We start from the raw sequence: 17,031 nt of genomic DNA, 5'->3' as shown, positions 1-17,031 counted from the left end.
TCACAGTTTATGAATGACTTTCTGTTAAAACCGCGCAAGTCCTGTGCAAATCCGGTTTTGACCTTATCTAATACGCACCAAAACAGAGAATCCTAGCTAAATAGAGCAAAAGATATCAAAGTCTAAGGGAGAGAAGAAAGGGGAACAGAAAAAGTGCATAGAAATAAAATCATCACGATGAGTGCAACAATCATACTAGGGCTTGGGAGCCTCTTGGCTGTACCAAGCGCGTATGCGGAATCATTGCAAGATATGAAAGATAAGAAAATAACGATTCAAGAAAAACGTACGGATGTTCAATCGAATATTCAAAAAACAGAATCAGAAATTAAACAATTACAATCACAGCAGTTGACGGTTGAAGAACAACTAGATCAACTTGAAAAGAATATGACAGCTAATGCGAATAAAATTATCGAGAAGACAGCTGAAATTAATAAAACGAATGCCGAAATTGAGTCACTAAAAGCAGAGATCGTCGTGCTGAAAGATCGAATTGCGAAACGAAATGAGCTTTTGAAGGAACGTGCGGTTTCTTATCAAGAGGGCGGCGGCAATTTGAACTATTTAGAAGTTCTTCTCGGGGCTTCAAGCTTTAGTGAATTTATTGACAGAGTAAGTGCTGTCGCAACAATCGTCGAAGCGGATCAGGATATTATTAAACAGCATGAGCAGGATAAAAAAAGTCTGGAAGAAGCACAATCTGCTGTTGAAAAGAAGAAATCCGATTTAGAAAAAATGCTTGCTGAATTGAAAAATATTAAGCAGCAACTTCAAGTACAAAAGAATCAGCAAGAAGTGTTATTAGCTGAACTTCATAAACAAAAAGAGCATGCAGAGCATGATATAGTTGGTTTCGAAGAAGAGGCGGCTAATCTTAAAGCACAGGAAACAGCTGTTGCACAAGCGATTCAGCTTGAACAAAAGCGCCTTGCTGATATGGAAGCGGCGAGAAAGAAAGCGGCAGCTGAAGCAGCAGCGGCTGCGGCGGCTGCTAAGAAAAAGCAGGCTTCAATATCAAGCTCAAGTTCAGGCTCAAGTTCAAACTCAAGTTCAAGCTCAAGTTCAAACTCAAGTTCAAACTCGGCAGTAAGTGCTCCAACCGTTTCGTCTGGCACGTTTAATCGACCGAGCGCGGGATATGTTTCATCTGGCTTTGGCGGACGTTGGGGGAAATCACATAACGGGATTGATATTGCTGCAAGTGGTACAGTGCCAGTTGTTGCAACAGCAGATGGGGTCGTAATACGTGCGTATACGTCCAGCTCATATGGCAATGTCGTCATGGTTTCACATTCCATCAATGGACAAACTTTTACAAGCCTATATGCACATCTGAACTCGATGAGTGTAAGTGCTGGACAAGTTGTCTCAAAAGGCCAGCAAGTTGGCTATATGGGGAACACGGGTCACTCGTATGGACAACATCTGCATTTCGAACTACATAAAGGTGCTTGGAATGCTGCGAAATCGAATGCTGTGAATCCATTAAACTATCTTTCTATGTAATACAGTAATAATTGAATAAAAAAGCTGAAACGAGGCTGTCTGATAACGAAAGTTCAGATCCCACATCTACTATATATTGTTTATATAGTGTGAGGTCAGACTTTGTTTAAGACAACCTCGTTTTTTGGTGCGCATATCTTGTCCTTTTTTTCATAGATTATGTTATAACCTTTTTTATAGAGAGGGATTGGCTTATATGAAAATGAAGATAGCAAAGAAATGGACCCTTCCTGTAACGATGGTAGCATCATTAACGATCGGGGCAGTTGGGGGAGGATATGTTGCAAATCCAAACAGTGAGGTTCACCAATATTTGTGGGGGAATAAAGTGGAAGATTTAGGGGCTGAGCCGGCAGCCTATGATAGCACAGAGTGGGCGAAGGTAGAAAGGGCCTATGATTTAATTTATCAGCAATATGTAGAGGAAGTGGGTGAAACCCAATTGGTGGAAGGCGCGATACAGGGAATGCTTTCTACCTTGAAAGATCCGTATACCGTCTATATGGATAAGGAAACGGCAAAGCAATTTGATGAAGCGCTTGATTCATCATTTGATGGGATTGGGACTGAAATAGGAATGGAGAATCATAAAGTAATCATCGTTTCCCCTTACAAAGATTCTCCTGCTGATAAGGCCGGGTTGAAGCCGAGAGATCAGATTATTAGCATTGATGGTGACTCGATTGAAGGGCTGGATTTAAATGAAACACGGTTGAAAATTCGCGGTAAAAAAGGGACCGTCGTAAATCTTGAAATTAAGCGCCAAGGTGTCATGAATCCGATCAAGTTAGCCATCACTCGTGACGAAATTCCTCTTGATACGGTTTTTTCAAGTGTGAAAAGTGAGAATGGCAAAAATATTGGCTACATTGAAATCACTTCTTTTTCTCAAGATACAGCCGCTGATTTTAAAGAGCAGTTAAAGGAGCTTGAGAAAGAAAAAATCAGTGGCTTGATTATAGATGTTCGTGGCAATCCAGGCGGTTTTTTGACAAGTGTGGAAAGTATTCTTGGTGAATTGCTTCCGAAAGACAAGCCATATCTACAAATTGAATATCGATCGGGACAAACAAAAGAAGTATTTAGTGGGAATGAAAAGAAAAAAGACTATCCAATCGCTGTATTGACGGACAAAGACAGTGCATCTGCCGCAGAGATTTTGGCTGGCGCTATGCAAGAAGCTGGTGGATATCCGCTCATTGGCGAGACGACCTTCGGGAAAGGCACGGTGCAGAAGGCGATTCCGATGGGGGATGGAAGCAATATTAAAATTACGTTATATAAATGGCTGACGCCAAACGGAAATTGGATACATCAAAAAGGAATCACGCCGACAATCGAAGTGCATCAACCATCCTATTTCAATGTTCATCCATTGACTGCTGAAAAGATATTTAAACGAGATATGAATGATGAACAGATAAAAAACGCCCAAAAAATTCTAACATCATTAGGGTATCCGACGGGCAGAGCGGACGGGTATTATGATGAAAAAACTGAAACAGCTGTGAAGGCTTTTCAAAATACCAATGACTTAACTGTAAGTGGCAATATTAATAGTAAAACAGCCGCAGCCTTAGAAAAGGCAGTTGCGAAAAAGAAAAAAGATGAGAAAAATGATTTACAGCTTCGTACCGCTTTAAAATTAATGGCAAGGCATCAATAATGTAAGGATAGCCCGGCTTCGGTCGGGTTCTTTTTTGTGAGCGGAAAAATAATCGTTACACGCGGGTTTCGTATATAAAATCGGAAGTAATGAAAGGTCCATGATGACTTTTCTTCGTATTCATAGGCAGAAGGGCTACATATTTGGTAGAATAGGAGAAAGTGTAAAAAAACTTACAAATCTGTTTTCAAATAGACATTTCAGGTTAGAAACCGTTTTTAACATATTATCGGGGAAGATAGAGAGGGTGCGGGTATATTGATAGTGGGTTGGTTAGTTGCTAGTTTGCAAGGGATTGGCATGTTTTTTTTGCATCCTGTTTTTTATGTATCGATTATTCTTAGCCTGTTCGTTGGCTACCTTCGGGTGAAAAGGGAAAGACGCGACTTTACCATTCGAATTAATAGTCTATTTCAGGAACTTCGTCAGCTTTTGCCAATAGGGCTATTAATAGGAGTGCTTCTTTCCATCTTAACGTTAGGATCTGGGGTCGTTATTCCGTTTGCTGCCATTATTTTAATGGGCGCATTTACTATTTTGTTGTCATTGACGTTCCAAGTACGTTTGCTTTCCCCAGCCTATATCGTCGGTCTTTCCTTCTTGTCAGTTGTTTTTCTAGCAGGAAGAGAAATTGAATTTCCTATTTTTTCAGAGGCATTTCAAAGTCTTGATCAGCCTGTGTATCCAAGCTTGGCTGTTTTGCTTGGTTTGTTGTTATTGGCTGAAGGTATATTGATTAGTAAAAATGGTAGTAAACAGCCCTCTCCCAATTTGAGGGTATCGAAACGAGGGCAAGTGGTTGGTACATATAAAGCGAGAAAAATTTGGCTCCTTCCTTTATTTATCCTTGTTCCAGGAGGAGAGTTAGTAGCACCGATTGACTGGTATCCTGTGTTTTCAATCGGAGAGCTCCATTTTACTCCGATTGCGATTCCAGTGTTAATCGGATTTGCTAAAACGATCCAAGGTAGTCTGCCACAAATCGTGATACGAGCACAAGGACGAAAGGTTACTTTTCTTGCTATCATCGTCACAACCATTGCCGTTTTTGGAAACTGGTATCCATACTTGTCCATTGGAGCAGTTGTCCTTGCGATGCTTGGGCGTGAATTGATTCACTATTTTTCAAAGGTGGATGATCGTAAGCTTCCGTTCTATTTTTCCCAAAGCAAGATCGGCGTTAAAATTCTTGGTGTTATTCCACATACGCCAGCGGATAAAATGGGCTTGGAAATGGGAGAGATTATTACGAAAATGAATGGATCACAAGTAAGTAATGAACATGAATTTTACGGGGCATTACAAATAAACCGCGCGCATTGTAAGATGGAGGTTGTCGGACATAACGGGCAAATTCGTTTCATCCAACGCGCACTGTTCGAAGGCGAGCACTACGAGTTGGGGATCCTCTTTATTGAAGAGGGACGAAAAGAGCGTAGCCAAGCGATTTAGTAATGTTTCAAATAGAGTTGGATATATTTTTTAAGAGGGTGTCCCAAAGGGCCTGACCTCACAGTTTAAAGAACGTTTATCGTGTCAAGTACACGTTAGATAAATGCTCTTTAGAAGATGTGGGGTCTGGTTCGTTGGAGCAGCCTCTTTTTATTGTTCGCTTGTTTTGCTAAGAGCTCAAAAACATCACCGTACTTCAACTCGTAAAACAGAAAAAACTGCTGTTTGTAAGGAACTATGTAATTGATTGTAAACGAGAGAAGCTAGTAACGTTTTCTTCATTACTTAAGGAAAAGTTAAGGAAAGAAATTCATAATGAGTGTATCAAGAGGAAACGAGGAGGAATAAAAATTGGAATTCAAACAAAATTTCATGAAGATTTTACTTATTATGAATCTGGTGATAAGTACATGCGGTGCTATTGGGGTGGGATATGTCGTTTATAAGCAAAGTATACGCCCTGACTTTTCCGAAATGGGATCAAGAGAGGGCAGCGATATATTCCCGGGCGATGGCAACCTCCAACAGGAGCAACATCAGTCCGAACAAACTCAATAATAGAAAGGAGAATAGAAATTTGAAAAAGTGGATTATTATTTCATTAGTGATCGTTGTAATTGGAGGAGCGACTGGCTGGTTCTTATTAGGTAAAAAAGATCAGTCTCAAAATGTTGCGGCTGCAGTACAAACAACAACAGCACAAAAGGGAAAATTAGAGGTAGAAGTTACTGGTGCAGGTTCGGTTACAGCCATTACAGACCAAGATGTTACAGCAATAAATACAATTCTTATTGTAGATAGCGTAAGTGTAGCATCTGGAGATACAGTAGATAAAGGTGACACACTTGTAACGTTTAAAAATGGTGAGGTGGTTACGGCTCCATTTGATGGAGACATCACAACAGTTAGTGTGAAAAGTGACAGCGGGGCTTCACAAGGTACAATCCTTCTTCGTATGGAAGATGAAGATGAAATTATATCACCTATAACAAGAGGAGATAACAGTGTAAGTTCGGATAGCCCAAGTAGTAGCTTGGTAGTGGATACTGTTAGTGTGAAAGAGGGATATGTTGTAGCAGCTGGTGCAACACTTGTAACCTTTGTCGATGGAAGTATCTTGAAATCGCCGGTTCCCGGGACAATCACAAGCTTTTCAATTGCAAGTGGAGATTCTGTCCAAAGTTCAGAGACAGTTGCACACATAACAGAGTACAGAACATTGCAAACAACAATTAGTGTAGATGAATTAGATATTACAAAAGTCCAAGTCGGCCAAGCGGCAGAAATAACAGCAAGTGCCTTTAAAGATGAAACATTTGAAGGAAAAGTAACAAAAGTAGCAACGGAAGGAACATCATCAAACGGAGTATCTACATTTGATATAACCGTCCAAATCACAGATCCAAAAAGTTTGAAAATTGGTATGTCAACGGAGGCTAGTATCTCAATAGAAAGTAAAGAAGACGCATTATATGTACCAGTAGAAGCCGTGTATTCAAGTAAAGGTGAAAAATATGTACTTGTTTCTACAACATCAAATGATTCAACACAATCAACAAAAAAAGTATCAGTAGAAACTGGAATTTCCAATGATACGTATGTAGAAGTTACAAGTGGGTTAGCAGAAGGAGATTCTGTTCAAATACCAAGAGTCCAATCTAGTGGCAATGCTGCCCAAGGAGAAATGATGATGCCAGGTGGCAACTTTAGAGAAGGAAATGGAGGCGGAACACCACCAGCATTTTCAGGTGGAGGAGCTCCATCAGGCGGCAGACAAGGAGAGAACTGATGACTATGATAGAGCCGATTATTCAAATAAATAGTATGAAGAAAATGTATGAACTTGGCGGCGAAACGGTAAAGGCTCTAAAAGGCGTAACTCTAGATATTCAAAAGGGTGACTTTATTTCTATCATAGGTCCATCGGGTTCCGGAAAATCAACATTTATGAACATGATTGGATGCTTAGATCGACCGGATTCAGGTAAATACTTGTTAGATGGTGAAGAAGTAGGGGAAATGAAGAATTCACAACTTACGGCCATTCGAAATGAAAAAATAGGATTTATCTTTCAAAATTTCAATTTGATATCAAAGTTAACCGCGGTTGAGAATGTAGAGCTTCCTCTCATTTATCGTGGAATGAAAACAGCGGAACGAAGAAAAATCGCATTAGAAGCTTTAGAAAAAGTAGGATTGGTAGATAGAGCGAATCATTTACCAACCCAGTTATCAGGGGGGCAACAGCAACGTGTCGCCATTGCTCGCGCTTTGGCTGGGCACCCTCCTATTTTGCTAGCTGATGAACCGACTGGAGCACTAGATAGTGAAACGAGTAGGGGAATTTTAGAAATGATAAATTCATTAAATGAGCAGGGGCATACCATTATTCTCATTACGCATGATTTAGAAGTAGCAAAACAAGCTAGCCGTGTTGTTCGTATACATGATGGTCAGTTATATGAGAGTGGGGGTGAGTGGTTTGCAGACAATCAGAATGGCACTAAAGAGTATTAAGGGAAACAAAGTAAGAGCAATTCTGACGATGTTGGGTATTATTATTGGTGTATCTTCTGTTATTGTTATGGTTGCAATAGGACAAGGATCTACGAAAGAAGTCCAAGATCAAATTGGCAGCTTAGGTACAAATGTATTAACTGTAAGTGTTTCTGGTTCAGATATTACATTTAAAGAAGATGATGCTAATCAGATTCAGGATGTTAATGGTGTAGAAGCGATAGCTCCAACTGTTTCAGGAAGAGTGACTGTAAAAACTGGACAAACAAACGCACAAGTGTCTATGATAGGAACAATTTCTTCCTATTTAAATATCCGTGATTTACAGCTGCAATCAGGGCGTTTCATTGCAGACCTTGATCATGAGAATCATTTAAAAGTAGCAGTACTTGGTTCAGACACTGCTGAAAACTTGTTCGGATTAGCTGATCCGGTTGGAGAATCTGTACAGGTGAACGGAACAGCCTATAAAGTTGTTGGGGTTCTGGAATCTGTCGGCAGTTCATTAGGAACTAGCGGAGATAGTACAATTGTTGTCCCACTTAGCACAGGGCAACGCTTAGCAACTACTACTGATATCGGGTCAGTATATGTGAAGGTAGAAAATGAAGATATGATTGATTTCACATCACGCTTTATTGAACAAACCATGTATTCAATTGTTGGAGATGCTGATAGTTACAGTGTATCCAGTCAAAAAGATTTAATGGAAACAGCATCATCTGTCAATGAAACAATGACATTCATGCTAGGCGGAAGTGCTGCTATTTCCCTTATCGTTGGTGGTATTGGTATTATGAATATTATGCTTGTATCCGTTTCAGAACGTACAAAGGAAATTGGAATTAGAAAAGCAATTGGAGCAAAACGGGGAAATATTCTTCTTCAATTCCTCATTGAATCGATTGTATTAAGTTCATTAGGTGGGGTAATAGGAGTAGGAATTGGCGTAATAAGTGCCCAAATATTCACTTTAGCAACGGGCACAACTATTGCATATTCCGTGCCTGTCATGTTGTTATCATTTGTGTTTTCTTTAGTAGTTGGAGTTGTATTCGGTGTGTTTCCGGCGAATAAAGCGTCTAAACTAGATCCGATTCAAGCTCTTCGCTATGAATAGACAAAACGAAGCGATCGTGTACAGCGACCGCTTTGTTTTGTTATTATATGGGAAAGGAATGAGATGCCATGCGTATATTGGTTGTGGAAGATAATCGATCTTTGTTGCAGTCTATTAAACAAATCTTATCTGAAGAATTTGAAGTAGATTGTGCAGAAGATGGAGAAGAAGGATTATTTATGGCTATGCAAAATATTTACGATCTTATCGTACTAGATGTTATGCTTCCACAAATGGATGGTTTTGAAGTCATACAAAAAATACGGAGCGAACAAATTCAAACGCCTGTTTTATTTTTAACAGCAAAAGACTCATTAGAAGATCGAGTAAGAGGATTGGACTTTGGAGGTGACGATTATTTAACCAAGCCGTTTCAAGCGCCAGAGCTGCATGCACGAATTCGAGCACTGTTGAGACGCAGTGGCAGCTTAACTACGAATCAAACGATTCAATATCACGGAATTGAATTGTTTGGCAAAGAAAAAGATATTGTCATTGACAGCTTCCCCGTGAAGCTAACATTAAAACAGTATGAAATGCTAGAATTTATGATTCAAAATAAAGGCGTCATTTTAACAAAAGAGCAGCTCTATGATCGGGTATGGGGATTTGATTCGGATACAACGATAGGAATTGTAGAAGTATTTGTTCATCATCTTCGCAAAAAGATGGAGCCGTTCGGTTATCATAAGGATATTCAGACGGTACGCGGCATCGGATATATGCTGAAAGAACAGTAGGGGATAAACATGTTTCAACGGACTCGTATTAGACTTACTATATTAAATTCATTAGTTTTTATCATTTTAATTGGTGTACTGGCAACTATTATTTACTCATATGTCGAGTCTCACTTATATCGAGATGTCAATACGGAATTATTTGCTGCAGTAGAACGAATAAAACAACCGGGACCGATAGAGCGACCGGGTGGATTGCCAACGGGACCTAGAGATCCTCGAATCGTCGTATTAGTTTGGAACAAAAGCAACGAAATGGTTAATTTAGATAGAAATCCCACTGTTTTTACCGATAATCAAGCTGAATTTAGTCCCAAAGGATTAAATAAACTTCAAGATGTACAAGCAGAAGGTTTTTACTTTAGGACAATTGCGGTAAAGGGGTATTTAGAATCGAAAGAAATAACGGTACAATTTGTGCGAAACATTACATCAGAAAAAGACATGCTCAGCAATTTACTTTTAATTTTAGTCATTGGTTGCAGTATTGGAAGTGTTTGTGCTGTCGGCGTCGGATTCTTTTTAGCAGGAAAAGCGCTGGTTCCTATTAAAGAAGCATGGCAAAAGCAGCAAGAGTTCGTGTCAGATGCTTCTCACGAATTAAGGACACCTTTAGCGGTTATTCAAGCAAAGACAGATTTACTATGGCGTTTCCCATCTTCTACTATACAAGATAAGGCAGTAGAAATATCGATCATATCAAAAGAATGCCGCCGGTTGTCCAAGCTTGTTGTCAATTTACTTACGTTAGCTCGGTCTGATTCAGATCAGTTGGAAATAGAAAAAGAAGAATTCCTCCTGAGTACATTGCTGCATGAAATAATGGAACATTACTCTGAGATAGCTATTTATCAAGAGAAAACACTTCGATTGGATGTGCCGTCTTCCATTTCTTTTGTGGGAGATAGGGAGCGTCTATACCAATTGATGGTTATCCTGTTGGATAATGCGCTTAAGAACACAAATGAGAGTGGAGAAATTGTTGTCACTTGTTCTCAGTCAGTTTCATCCATACAGCTAAAAGTACAGGATAATGGAATTGGTATAGAAGAAGAGCATATTTCGAAAATTTTTGATCGTTTTTATCAAGTGGCAAAATCGAGAACAACAGAAGCGGGAGCTGGTCTAGGACTTTCTATTGCAAAATGGATTATTGACAAACATCACGGAAAAGTGAAAGTGTACAGTGAAATAGGGAAGGGGACCTCCTTTGAAATTATGTTTCCAAAAAACCGAAAGACATGAAGATGGTAAAAAACCTTGGAGAGATTGTATCTAAGGCTTTTTGGTCATTTTCAAGTGATCGGCGACAATAAAGTTGTTTAATTTTTATGTAAAACACTTCTTGATAAAAAGCATTTCGTAAAATCGTAGTTAAAAGACCTGAAGCACGAAGAGTATATTCAGTTGCTGAATGAACATTTCCAAGTAGAGGAAATGCCCCTTTATCAACAGCAGCAAAACTTGTATAAAGAAGGTGTTTTACTCCTGCTTTTTTAGCTGCCTCAATGGCATCAACGTGTTTGCGAATACGTGCTACAGAGTTGCCTTGTGGTGTTGATTTTAGAAGCAACTTAGAAGCTCCAACAAATGATTTTTCAAGAGATGTGGGGTCATCATAATCCCTGTAACGAACTTCAATTCCTTGGTCAGCAAAAAGGGTTGCAGCCTTTTCAACATTTCGAACACTAACAGCGATTTGATTATGATTTTGATAGTATCCATGAAAAGAAATAGGTATTCCCTCATAGCTGAAGAAAGGAAAATCAGCTATTTAAGCGTAATGAATAGGCGGTTTTCCTTACTTTATTATCTTATCAGTGACTATCTAAAGATACTAATCTTGGACGCAATATGCTGATTTTGGATATAATGAATGCATAGGGATTGAGACGGAGGAGTTTTGGTCCGTTTATCTAGCTGTTTAGGTAACTATACGTAATTTATTATGTGAATCACTTGATTTGTCTGTCCGCAAGTAGCCAATCTCTCTATGGTTTAGCCTTTAGGTTAAACAAGAAGCAAGCGCTTTTTTTTACTATCCGTTTCAATATAAAAGGAGAAACAAATGGGAAATACATCTTATATGGATATTGACAAGCTGAAACAAATGAAAAATGAACTGACGAAATTTATGTTAGTGTATAAGTTCGCATTAGAAGAAATGATGACGAAAATTAATATATTAGAACAGGAGTTTCATCATACTCACGATTACAATTTAATCGAACATGTAAATTCACGAATCAAATCACCAGAGAGTATTTTAAATAAGATTCATAGAAAAAATTATCCTTTTTCACTACCGACGATACAGAATAATATTAAAGATATAGCGGGCATTCGGATCACCTGTTCCTTTGTTTCGGATATTTATAAAATTGCCACAATGATTAGTGGTCAAGCGGACATCGAAGTGATTGAAACAAAGGATTATATTAAGAATCCTAAAGGGAATGGCTACCGGAGCTTACATCTTATTATTAAAATTCCTGTGTTTATGTCTGATCGAGTGGAGAAAGTGTTTGTCGAAATTCAAATAAGATCGATTGCAATGGACTTCTGGGCCAGTTTAGAGCATAAAATCTATTATAAATATGATAAAGAAATACCGGACAAGCTCATTCGAGAGTTAAAGGATGCGGCTAATTCTGCTACAGAATTAGATAAGAAAATGGAAAACCTTCATAATGAAATCAGCGGAATCAAGGCTTTAGAAAATTCTGAGGAAGAGCTTACTGAACTTCATCTTAATGATAATGCATTCCCGCTGCCAGCAGATTTATTAAGGTTTTTGTCAGAGAAAATGATCTAGAAAAATAGCAAGCAAGACTAATTTAAGGTTAATAGAGAAATCCTTTAAATTAGTCTTGTTTTTCCTACATTAAAGTGACTAGTCCCAAGTTATAGGATTTTGGAACATCCTCTAATAAGGACACGCCATACATAAAAGGTAGCGTAGAATGGATTAGCTCAACATCATTGATAGGGAAAGCGTTAGGAAATCGTAGACAGCGCATAAGAACATAATAGGCCGTCCATGGACCAATTCCACGTATCTTAATCAAGCTTTTCTCCACTTCTTTAAAGGTAGTCATTTTCATTAATTTTACCTTCGTTAATTCTCCACAATTAAAAAGAAAACCGGACATACACCAACAAAATATCGCAAGTTACCTAATATCGTACACAAATTGGAGGGATCGTAAAATGACAACAAAAAATAAAACGACGATTTATTGGACATTGCTGAAAAATAAGGATTGGAATATTTATTTGGCTGCAACTTCGAAAGGCCTTTGTTTCGTTGGTTCACAGAATAAGCCATTTGAAGAATTCTCCGTGTGGGCCGAGCGCCATTTTCCGGGTAGTCCTCTTGTTGAAGACGGAGAAAAACTTCAACCATATGCAGTTGAGCTAATCGAGTATTTCGAAGGGAAACGTACAAGTTTTACCGTTCCATTTGATTACAACGGCACAGAGTTTCAGCTGGCTGTGTGGAATGCACTTTGTGAAATTCCATACGGACAGACGAAGTCTTATTCAGATATCGCAAACTATATTCAAAGACCAGCAGCCGTACGCGCGGTGGGAACGGCTATCGGAGCTAATCCCGTGTTAATCACGGTCCCCTGTCATCGTGTAGTAGGCAAGAACGGATCCCTTACCGGCTATCGAGGTGGTTTGGAAATGAAAACCCAGCTTCTAGATATGGAGCGCCAAGGCTTAACCACCAAGGAACGATGATGAATAGCGAAATAGTCTATAAAAATCCCAAAATCATCCTTAATAAAGTCAAACTTCAATCAGTGGGGGTTTTACTGCCCGTTAATGCAGGATAAAGGAACAAGTTTTCTTTCTGGGTATACGCATTCCCTCAACCCTTAGAAAGGCTGTTCATTTGTTTGTTCTTAGTACTATATATACCAGATGCCAGTATCGTTTTTCGGGAAGGGGAATGGGGGAAGCTGGGTGGATGTCGGATGTGAAGAATGGAGCCGCTAGCTCATTAAGCAAATAACTTCAAAGTGTGAAAAAAAGGTAAGATCACAATTTTCATGTCATCAAGCACGGAGCCCTATCAGCCCATCGAACATAAAAAGCAGATAACGAGATCTTTCCTTGAAGTAATGGTAGAAGATAGTGAAGGCATAGTTTCACGTGGAACCCCATGTAAGGAGCGTCGCAAAAGCAAAGGGTCAGACCCCTACAAAATTAAATACAGTAGAAGAATCGTGTATGAAGCACTACCTACTGATTTAATGCGAAAGGTCCGCCCCTTATGAGAAACTTTCACTCCATTCCTTCTAAATAATAGCCTCTATTCGTAATGGATTTAATTGTATAGTGATGGCTGGTTTTTTTCCGTACTCGATAAATTAATGAAGAAATTTCTTCATCCGTTACGGGAGAATCTAGTGTCTTGTTACGCTCAGGCCAAACGGTTTTCATAATTTCTTCCTTTGTTGCAATGTCCCCAATACGATTGAATAAAAGCTTAAAGCAGGTAAATTCTTTATGAGCCATTTTAATCAACTCATTATTAATTTGAATGGTTTGCATAGAATCATTGAGCACTGTTTTGACTGTCTTAAATCGTTCTCCTACATAAAACTCAATCGTTTCGTCGTTATTTTTTTCGATCTGGAATTCAATCAGTCCACTAATGATCGTGAGTGAATCTTCTTCCGTTACTCGATAAGATTTAAATGGAGTTAATTTTTGACCATTTAATTCGGTTCCGTGCTTGCTTTGCAAATCCTCGATAAAAATAAAGCCATTTTGCAAATATATTTTACAATGTCTTCGAGAGACCAGTTTATTAAAAATAGGAAAATCGATTTTTTCTTGATGATTTGAGCGACCCACTATCATTTCACTATTTTCTTGCAAGTATTTATAATTTGCGATTGTTTCCATTCCGATCGATTTTAATAAAATTTTGTATGATTGACTGATCATCAAAGATCCCTCCTAATAAGAAACATACATGAGCATCCGCTCCCAACTAAAGCGATGAAAAAGTGTCAGGATCTAAAAACTGTATCACCTTATGAAAGTGGGTAGCTGCGCTAATTTTGCGAAGCCCTGTCCCTTTTCCACAGAGAAAAATAAAAAGGCACCTGAATCTAGATATCAAAACTCATTGAAAGACTATATTTAATCTTATTTTTAAAAGAAAACAGAAAATTCTATAAATTGTTAGAAAAATGTGATATTTGTTACATGGTGCAAAGAAGCATACCTATGTATAATGAAGTAAATTATATTATAGTAGATTACAACTTTCTATGAAAGAAATAGTTAAGATAGAAATTTGAAAGGAATCGATTCAGATGGCGTTAAAATTCCTTAGTGAAGTAAGTGGTTTAATTTTAATATGTAGCACAATTTTCTACATTCTTGTACCACAACCAATAACGACAATTATATTCGCTGTAACTTGTATTCTATTTTTAATTTCAACCGTTTTTTCTAAAAAATAATAGGAGATATTTTAGATGATGGAAATGGAAGCGAAAAAAGGATTAAAGATTATGTTTATCACTGTTTGTTTTCTATTGACGTTCTTATTAGCGAGATTAGCCTATATGCAACTGATTATGGACGAAGAACGTTATGATATTTCTGGATTTTCAGAAACAGGCTGATATATGAGGAACATCTGCCCATTGAATTATACCTTTTTTTAAAAATAATCGAACCCCCGTGATACAAATAAATACTCGCAATAATCATTCTTGTTAAACGTACGAATATTTCGAACTACTAGCCCCATCTTATGTTTACTCAAAATGCCTTTTCGCAAATGATATTCACCTAGATGATCAAGTGAAGCATCCATGCTCTACATTCAAGTAGGTCTAATAAAATGTATATACCATTCCAAATAGACCTTTTTTTCTGTTTAACAGGCTGTAATATCCCCAACTCAATTTTTGTGGGAGAATCAAGAAAGAATAGGTGGGGATGGAAAAAGCTCCCCACTGATGGAAGTTTCACTTTATTTATAAAAATTTCCAATTGTATAAGATGAGAATAATTAGGTTTACATACAAGTAGGGGGAGATTATGCATGGAAAAGACGGTTGAAAAACGATATAAGCGCTCTGAAATACCTGTTGCGCAAACATGGAATTTAGATGCTCTATTTGTGTCTGACCAGGCATGGGAATTAGCGTTAACTACGATTGAGAGTGAAATCGAAGAAGCGGTGACATATAAGGGGACGATTCATATTGGATCACAAGCTTTATTGGATTGTTTGCTTTGGCAAGAACAGCTGACTCTTAAGTTAGTAAAAGCAGGAACATATGCTGCATTACGTATTGCAACAGATGGAACAGATCCTGATAATCAAGCGAATTCTGCTAAATTTGCCTCTTTAGCTACAAAGGTATATGCGGCTCTTTCATTCATTGAATCTGAAATTCTCGCATTATCTGAAGGCACAGTGGAACAATATATACAAGAAAATTTAGAGCTGGAGCCTTTCCGCAAAGAATTGACGGATTTGCTTGGAACGAAGAAACATAGACTTTCGCCAGAAACGGAAGAAGTGTTGGCGGCACTAGGTGAAGTTCATGCGGCACCATATAAAATTTATGGCATGAGTAAGTTAGCGGATATGCAGTTTGCAGCGATTGAAGATGAGAAAGGAAATGAATGGCCTGTATCATTTGCGTTGTTCGAAGATCGTTATGAATTTTCACCAGATACAGTGGTTCGTAGAAAAGCATATGATTCTTTTGTCAACACGTTAGAACAGTATAAAAACACTTTTGCAGCTACGTATTCTACAGAAGTTACGAAACAAGTGACGCTCGCTCGTTTGCGTAATTATGAATCAGTGACACATATGTTGTTAGAACCACAAGAAGTTACACTTGATATGTATAATAATCAGCATGACACGATTTTAAAAGAACTTGCTCCACATATGCGCAGATTTGCCCGGTTGAAGAAAAAGGTATTGGGGCTGGATAAGCTGCTTTTCTGCGATTTAAAAGCACCGCTTGATCCAGAGTTCAATCCAAAAACAACGTATGAAGAAGCAAGTGAAGTGATTCTTTGTGCACTTAAAGTGATGGGACTTGAGTATAGTGAAATTATGAAAAAGGGCTTAAAGGAAAGATGGGTCGATCTTGCTGATAATGTTGGAAAGTCAACGGGGGCGTTTTGTTCGAGTCCATACGGTGCTCATCCATTTATTTTGGTCACATGGCAAGATACGATGCGTGGTGCATTTATTCTCGCTCATGAATTGGGTCATGCCGGGCACTTCTATTTGGCAAATAAAAACCAAAGAGTGTTCAATACAAGGCCGTCTACATACTTCATTGAAGCTCCATCTACTATGAATGAATTGCTACTTGGCCAGCATTTGCTTGCTAGTACGGATGATAAGCAAATGAGACGTTGGGTTGTACTTCAATTGCTAGGAACCTATTATCATAATTTCGTTACTCATTTACTTGAAGCGGAATTTCAACGCCGTGTATACCAGCTTGCAGAAAACGGAAAAGCACTGACTGCAAACATGCTTTCTGAAGTCAAAAAGGCAGTGCTCACAGAATTCTGGAGTGATGCAGTTGAGTTGGATGAAGGGGCCAGCTTAACGTGGATGAGGCAGCCGCATTATTATATGGGCTTATATCCATACACATACTCCGCAGGATTAACAGCTTCAACAGCCGTCGTCCAAATGATTCAAGCAGAAGGAAAGCCTGTCGTTGATCGATGGCTCGATGTTTTACGTGCAGGTGGAACAAAGAAACCGCAAGAGCTGTTAAGTCATGCAGGTGTTGATATGACAAAGCCTGATGCAATTAGTAACGCCGTTTCATATGTAGGATCACTGATAGATGAGTTAGAACGTTCTTATGATTGAATAATTGAAAAACAGCTTGCGGAGGATTGTCTGCAAGCTGTTTTCTTGTTAAGAAGACTATTGATAGAAGGAGAGCGGGATAGAAATGAATAATAAAAAAGGGTCTGATCACGCACTCAATACATAGTTCATAATG

The 17,031-nt window shown here is 38.5% G+C and carries 15 protein-coding genes and 1 pseudogene; 13 read left to right on the top strand and 3 right to left on the bottom strand.

The features are described from left to right. The first annotated feature begins 153 nt into the window (after positions 1-153). The 9 genes from AC1MGI_RS03175 to AC1MGI_RS03135 all read left to right on the top strand — a co-directional run bounded on the left by AC1MGI_RS03175 (position 154) and on the right by AC1MGI_RS03135 (position 10,249). Positions 154-1,509 carry a murein hydrolase activator EnvC family protein gene (locus AC1MGI_RS03175; protein ID WP_480348462.1) on the top strand — a complete coding sequence of 452 codons (1,356 nt, stop codon included), beginning with the start codon at positions 154-156 and terminating at the stop codon, positions 1,507-1,509. A 196-nt stretch (positions 1,510-1,705) separates the two neighbouring features. Further along, a complete protein-coding gene (locus tag AC1MGI_RS03170; RefSeq protein WP_480348460.1) occupies positions 1,706-3,175 on the top strand; it encodes a S41 family peptidase in 1,470 nt (489 codons plus the stop codon). A 264-nt stretch (positions 3,176-3,439) separates the two neighbouring features. Further along, on the top strand, positions 3,440-4,627 hold the full coding sequence (locus AC1MGI_RS03165) for a PDZ domain-containing protein (protein ID WP_480349690.1): 1,188 nt from the start codon (positions 3,440-3,442) through the stop codon (positions 4,625-4,627). Positions 4,628-4,978: 351 nt separating this feature from the next. Continuing rightward, entirely contained in the window at positions 4,979-5,185 is a 207-nt protein-coding gene (locus AC1MGI_RS03160; RefSeq protein ID WP_480348458.1) for a hypothetical protein, read from the top strand. A gap of 19 nt (positions 5,186-5,204) precedes the next feature. Further along, on the top strand, positions 5,205-6,416 hold the full coding sequence (locus AC1MGI_RS03155) for an efflux RND transporter periplasmic adaptor subunit (RefSeq protein WP_480348456.1): 1,212 nt from the start codon (positions 5,205-5,207) through the stop codon (positions 6,414-6,416). 5 nt (positions 6,417-6,421) lie between these two features. Beyond that, a complete protein-coding gene (locus tag AC1MGI_RS03150) occupies positions 6,422-7,144 on the top strand; it encodes an ABC transporter ATP-binding protein (RefSeq protein WP_480349689.1) in 723 nt (240 codons plus the stop codon). Next, positions 7,101-8,264, top strand: coding sequence for an ABC transporter permease (locus AC1MGI_RS03145; protein WP_480348454.1), 1,164 nt, complete (start codon positions 7,101-7,103; stop codon positions 8,262-8,264). Before AC1MGI_RS03150 ends, AC1MGI_RS03145 begins: the two co-directional genes overlap by 44 nt. 68 nt (positions 8,265-8,332) lie before the next feature. Beyond that, on the top strand, positions 8,333-9,004 hold the full coding sequence (locus tag AC1MGI_RS03140; RefSeq protein WP_480348452.1) for a response regulator transcription factor: 672 nt from the start codon (positions 8,333-8,335) through the stop codon (positions 9,002-9,004). Between the two features lie 9 nt (positions 9,005-9,013). After that, entirely contained in the window at positions 9,014-10,249 is a 1,236-nt protein-coding gene (locus AC1MGI_RS03135; RefSeq protein WP_480348450.1) for a sensor histidine kinase, read from the top strand. Here the strand turns inward: AC1MGI_RS03135 and AC1MGI_RS03130 are convergent. Further along, positions 10,221-10,703: an NmrA family NAD(P)-binding protein gene (locus tag AC1MGI_RS03130; protein ID WP_480349688.1), complete on the bottom strand. Its 483-nt coding sequence runs from the start codon at positions 10,701-10,703 to the stop codon at positions 10,221-10,223. The two genes, AC1MGI_RS03135 and AC1MGI_RS03130, sit on opposite strands and share 29 nt — an antisense overlap. A 369-nt stretch (positions 10,704-11,072) precedes the next feature. Here AC1MGI_RS03130 and AC1MGI_RS03125 point away from each other — a divergent pair, with 369 nt between their 5' ends. Continuing rightward, on the top strand, positions 11,073-11,819 hold the full coding sequence (locus AC1MGI_RS03125) for a GTP pyrophosphokinase (RefSeq protein WP_480348447.1): 747 nt from the start codon (positions 11,073-11,075) through the stop codon (positions 11,817-11,819). Between the two features lie 145 nt (positions 11,820-11,964). Here AC1MGI_RS03125 and AC1MGI_RS03120 read toward each other — a convergent pair. Then, a pseudogene (locus AC1MGI_RS03120) lies at positions 11,965-12,144 on the bottom strand (DNA-3-methyladenine glycosylase); the annotation flags it as partial. Between the two features lie 70 nt (positions 12,145-12,214). Between AC1MGI_RS03120 and AC1MGI_RS03115 the strand changes: the two are divergent. Further along, the gene (locus AC1MGI_RS03115; protein WP_480348446.1) at positions 12,215-12,751 is read left to right on the top strand and encodes a methylated-DNA--[protein]-cysteine S-methyltransferase; all 537 of its coding nucleotides are present in this window, start codon (positions 12,215-12,217) and stop codon (positions 12,749-12,751) included. A gap of 546 nt (positions 12,752-13,297) precedes the next feature. Here AC1MGI_RS03115 and AC1MGI_RS03110 read toward each other — a convergent pair. Continuing rightward, a complete protein-coding gene (locus tag AC1MGI_RS03110) occupies positions 13,298-13,966 on the bottom strand; it encodes an FHA domain-containing protein (RefSeq protein WP_480348444.1) in 669 nt (222 codons plus the stop codon). A gap of 539 nt (positions 13,967-14,505) precedes the next feature. On the opposite strand from AC1MGI_RS03110, the gene AC1MGI_RS03105 reads away from it, so the two are divergent. Further along, on the top strand, positions 14,506-14,655 hold the full coding sequence (locus tag AC1MGI_RS03105; protein ID WP_480348442.1) for a hypothetical protein: 150 nt from the start codon (positions 14,506-14,508) through the stop codon (positions 14,653-14,655). Positions 14,656-15,080: 425 nt separating this feature from the next. Continuing rightward, positions 15,081-16,895, top strand: coding sequence for an oligoendopeptidase F (gene pepF / locus AC1MGI_RS03100; protein ID WP_480348440.1), 1,815 nt, complete (start codon positions 15,081-15,083; stop codon positions 16,893-16,895). Positions 16,896-17,031 lie beyond the last annotated feature (136 nt).

It is taken from the genome of Peribacillus sp. BM1 (genome assembly GCF_056679975.1).
The sequence above is the reverse complement of the archived record's forward strand: the minus strand, read 5'-3'. Positions and strand labels throughout refer to the sequence as shown.

Excerpts from the sequence above, each read along its gene's own strand:
- AC1MGI_RS03140 (WP_480348452.1), top strand. The coding sequence starts at position 8,333 with ATGCGTATATTGGTTGTGGAAGATAATCGATCTTTGTTGCAGTCTATT.
- AC1MGI_RS03125 (WP_480348447.1), top strand. The coding sequence starts at position 11,073 with ATGGGAAATACATCTTATATGGATATTGACAAGCTGAAACAAATGAAA.
- AC1MGI_RS03115 (WP_480348446.1), top strand. The coding sequence starts at position 12,215 with ATGACAACAAAAAATAAAACGACGATTTATTGGACATTGCTGAAAAAT.
- AC1MGI_RS03105 (WP_480348442.1), top strand. The coding sequence starts at position 14,506 with ATGATGGAAATGGAAGCGAAAAAAGGATTAAAGATTATGTTTATCACT.
- pepF (WP_480348440.1), top strand. The coding sequence starts at position 15,081 with ATGGAAAAGACGGTTGAAAAACGATATAAGCGCTCTGAAATACCTGTT.
- AC1MGI_RS03110 (WP_480348444.1), bottom strand. The coding sequence starts at position 13,966 with ATGATCAGTCAATCATACAAAATTTTATTAAAATCGATCGGAATGGAA.
- AC1MGI_RS03135 (WP_480348450.1), top strand. The coding sequence starts at position 9,014 with ATGTTTCAACGGACTCGTATTAGACTTACTATATTAAATTCATTAGTT.
- AC1MGI_RS03150 (WP_480349689.1), top strand. The coding sequence starts at position 6,422 with ATGATAGAGCCGATTATTCAAATAAATAGTATGAAGAAAATGTATGAA.
- AC1MGI_RS03170 (WP_480348460.1), top strand. The coding sequence starts at position 1,706 with ATGAAAATGAAGATAGCAAAGAAATGGACCCTTCCTGTAACGATGGTA.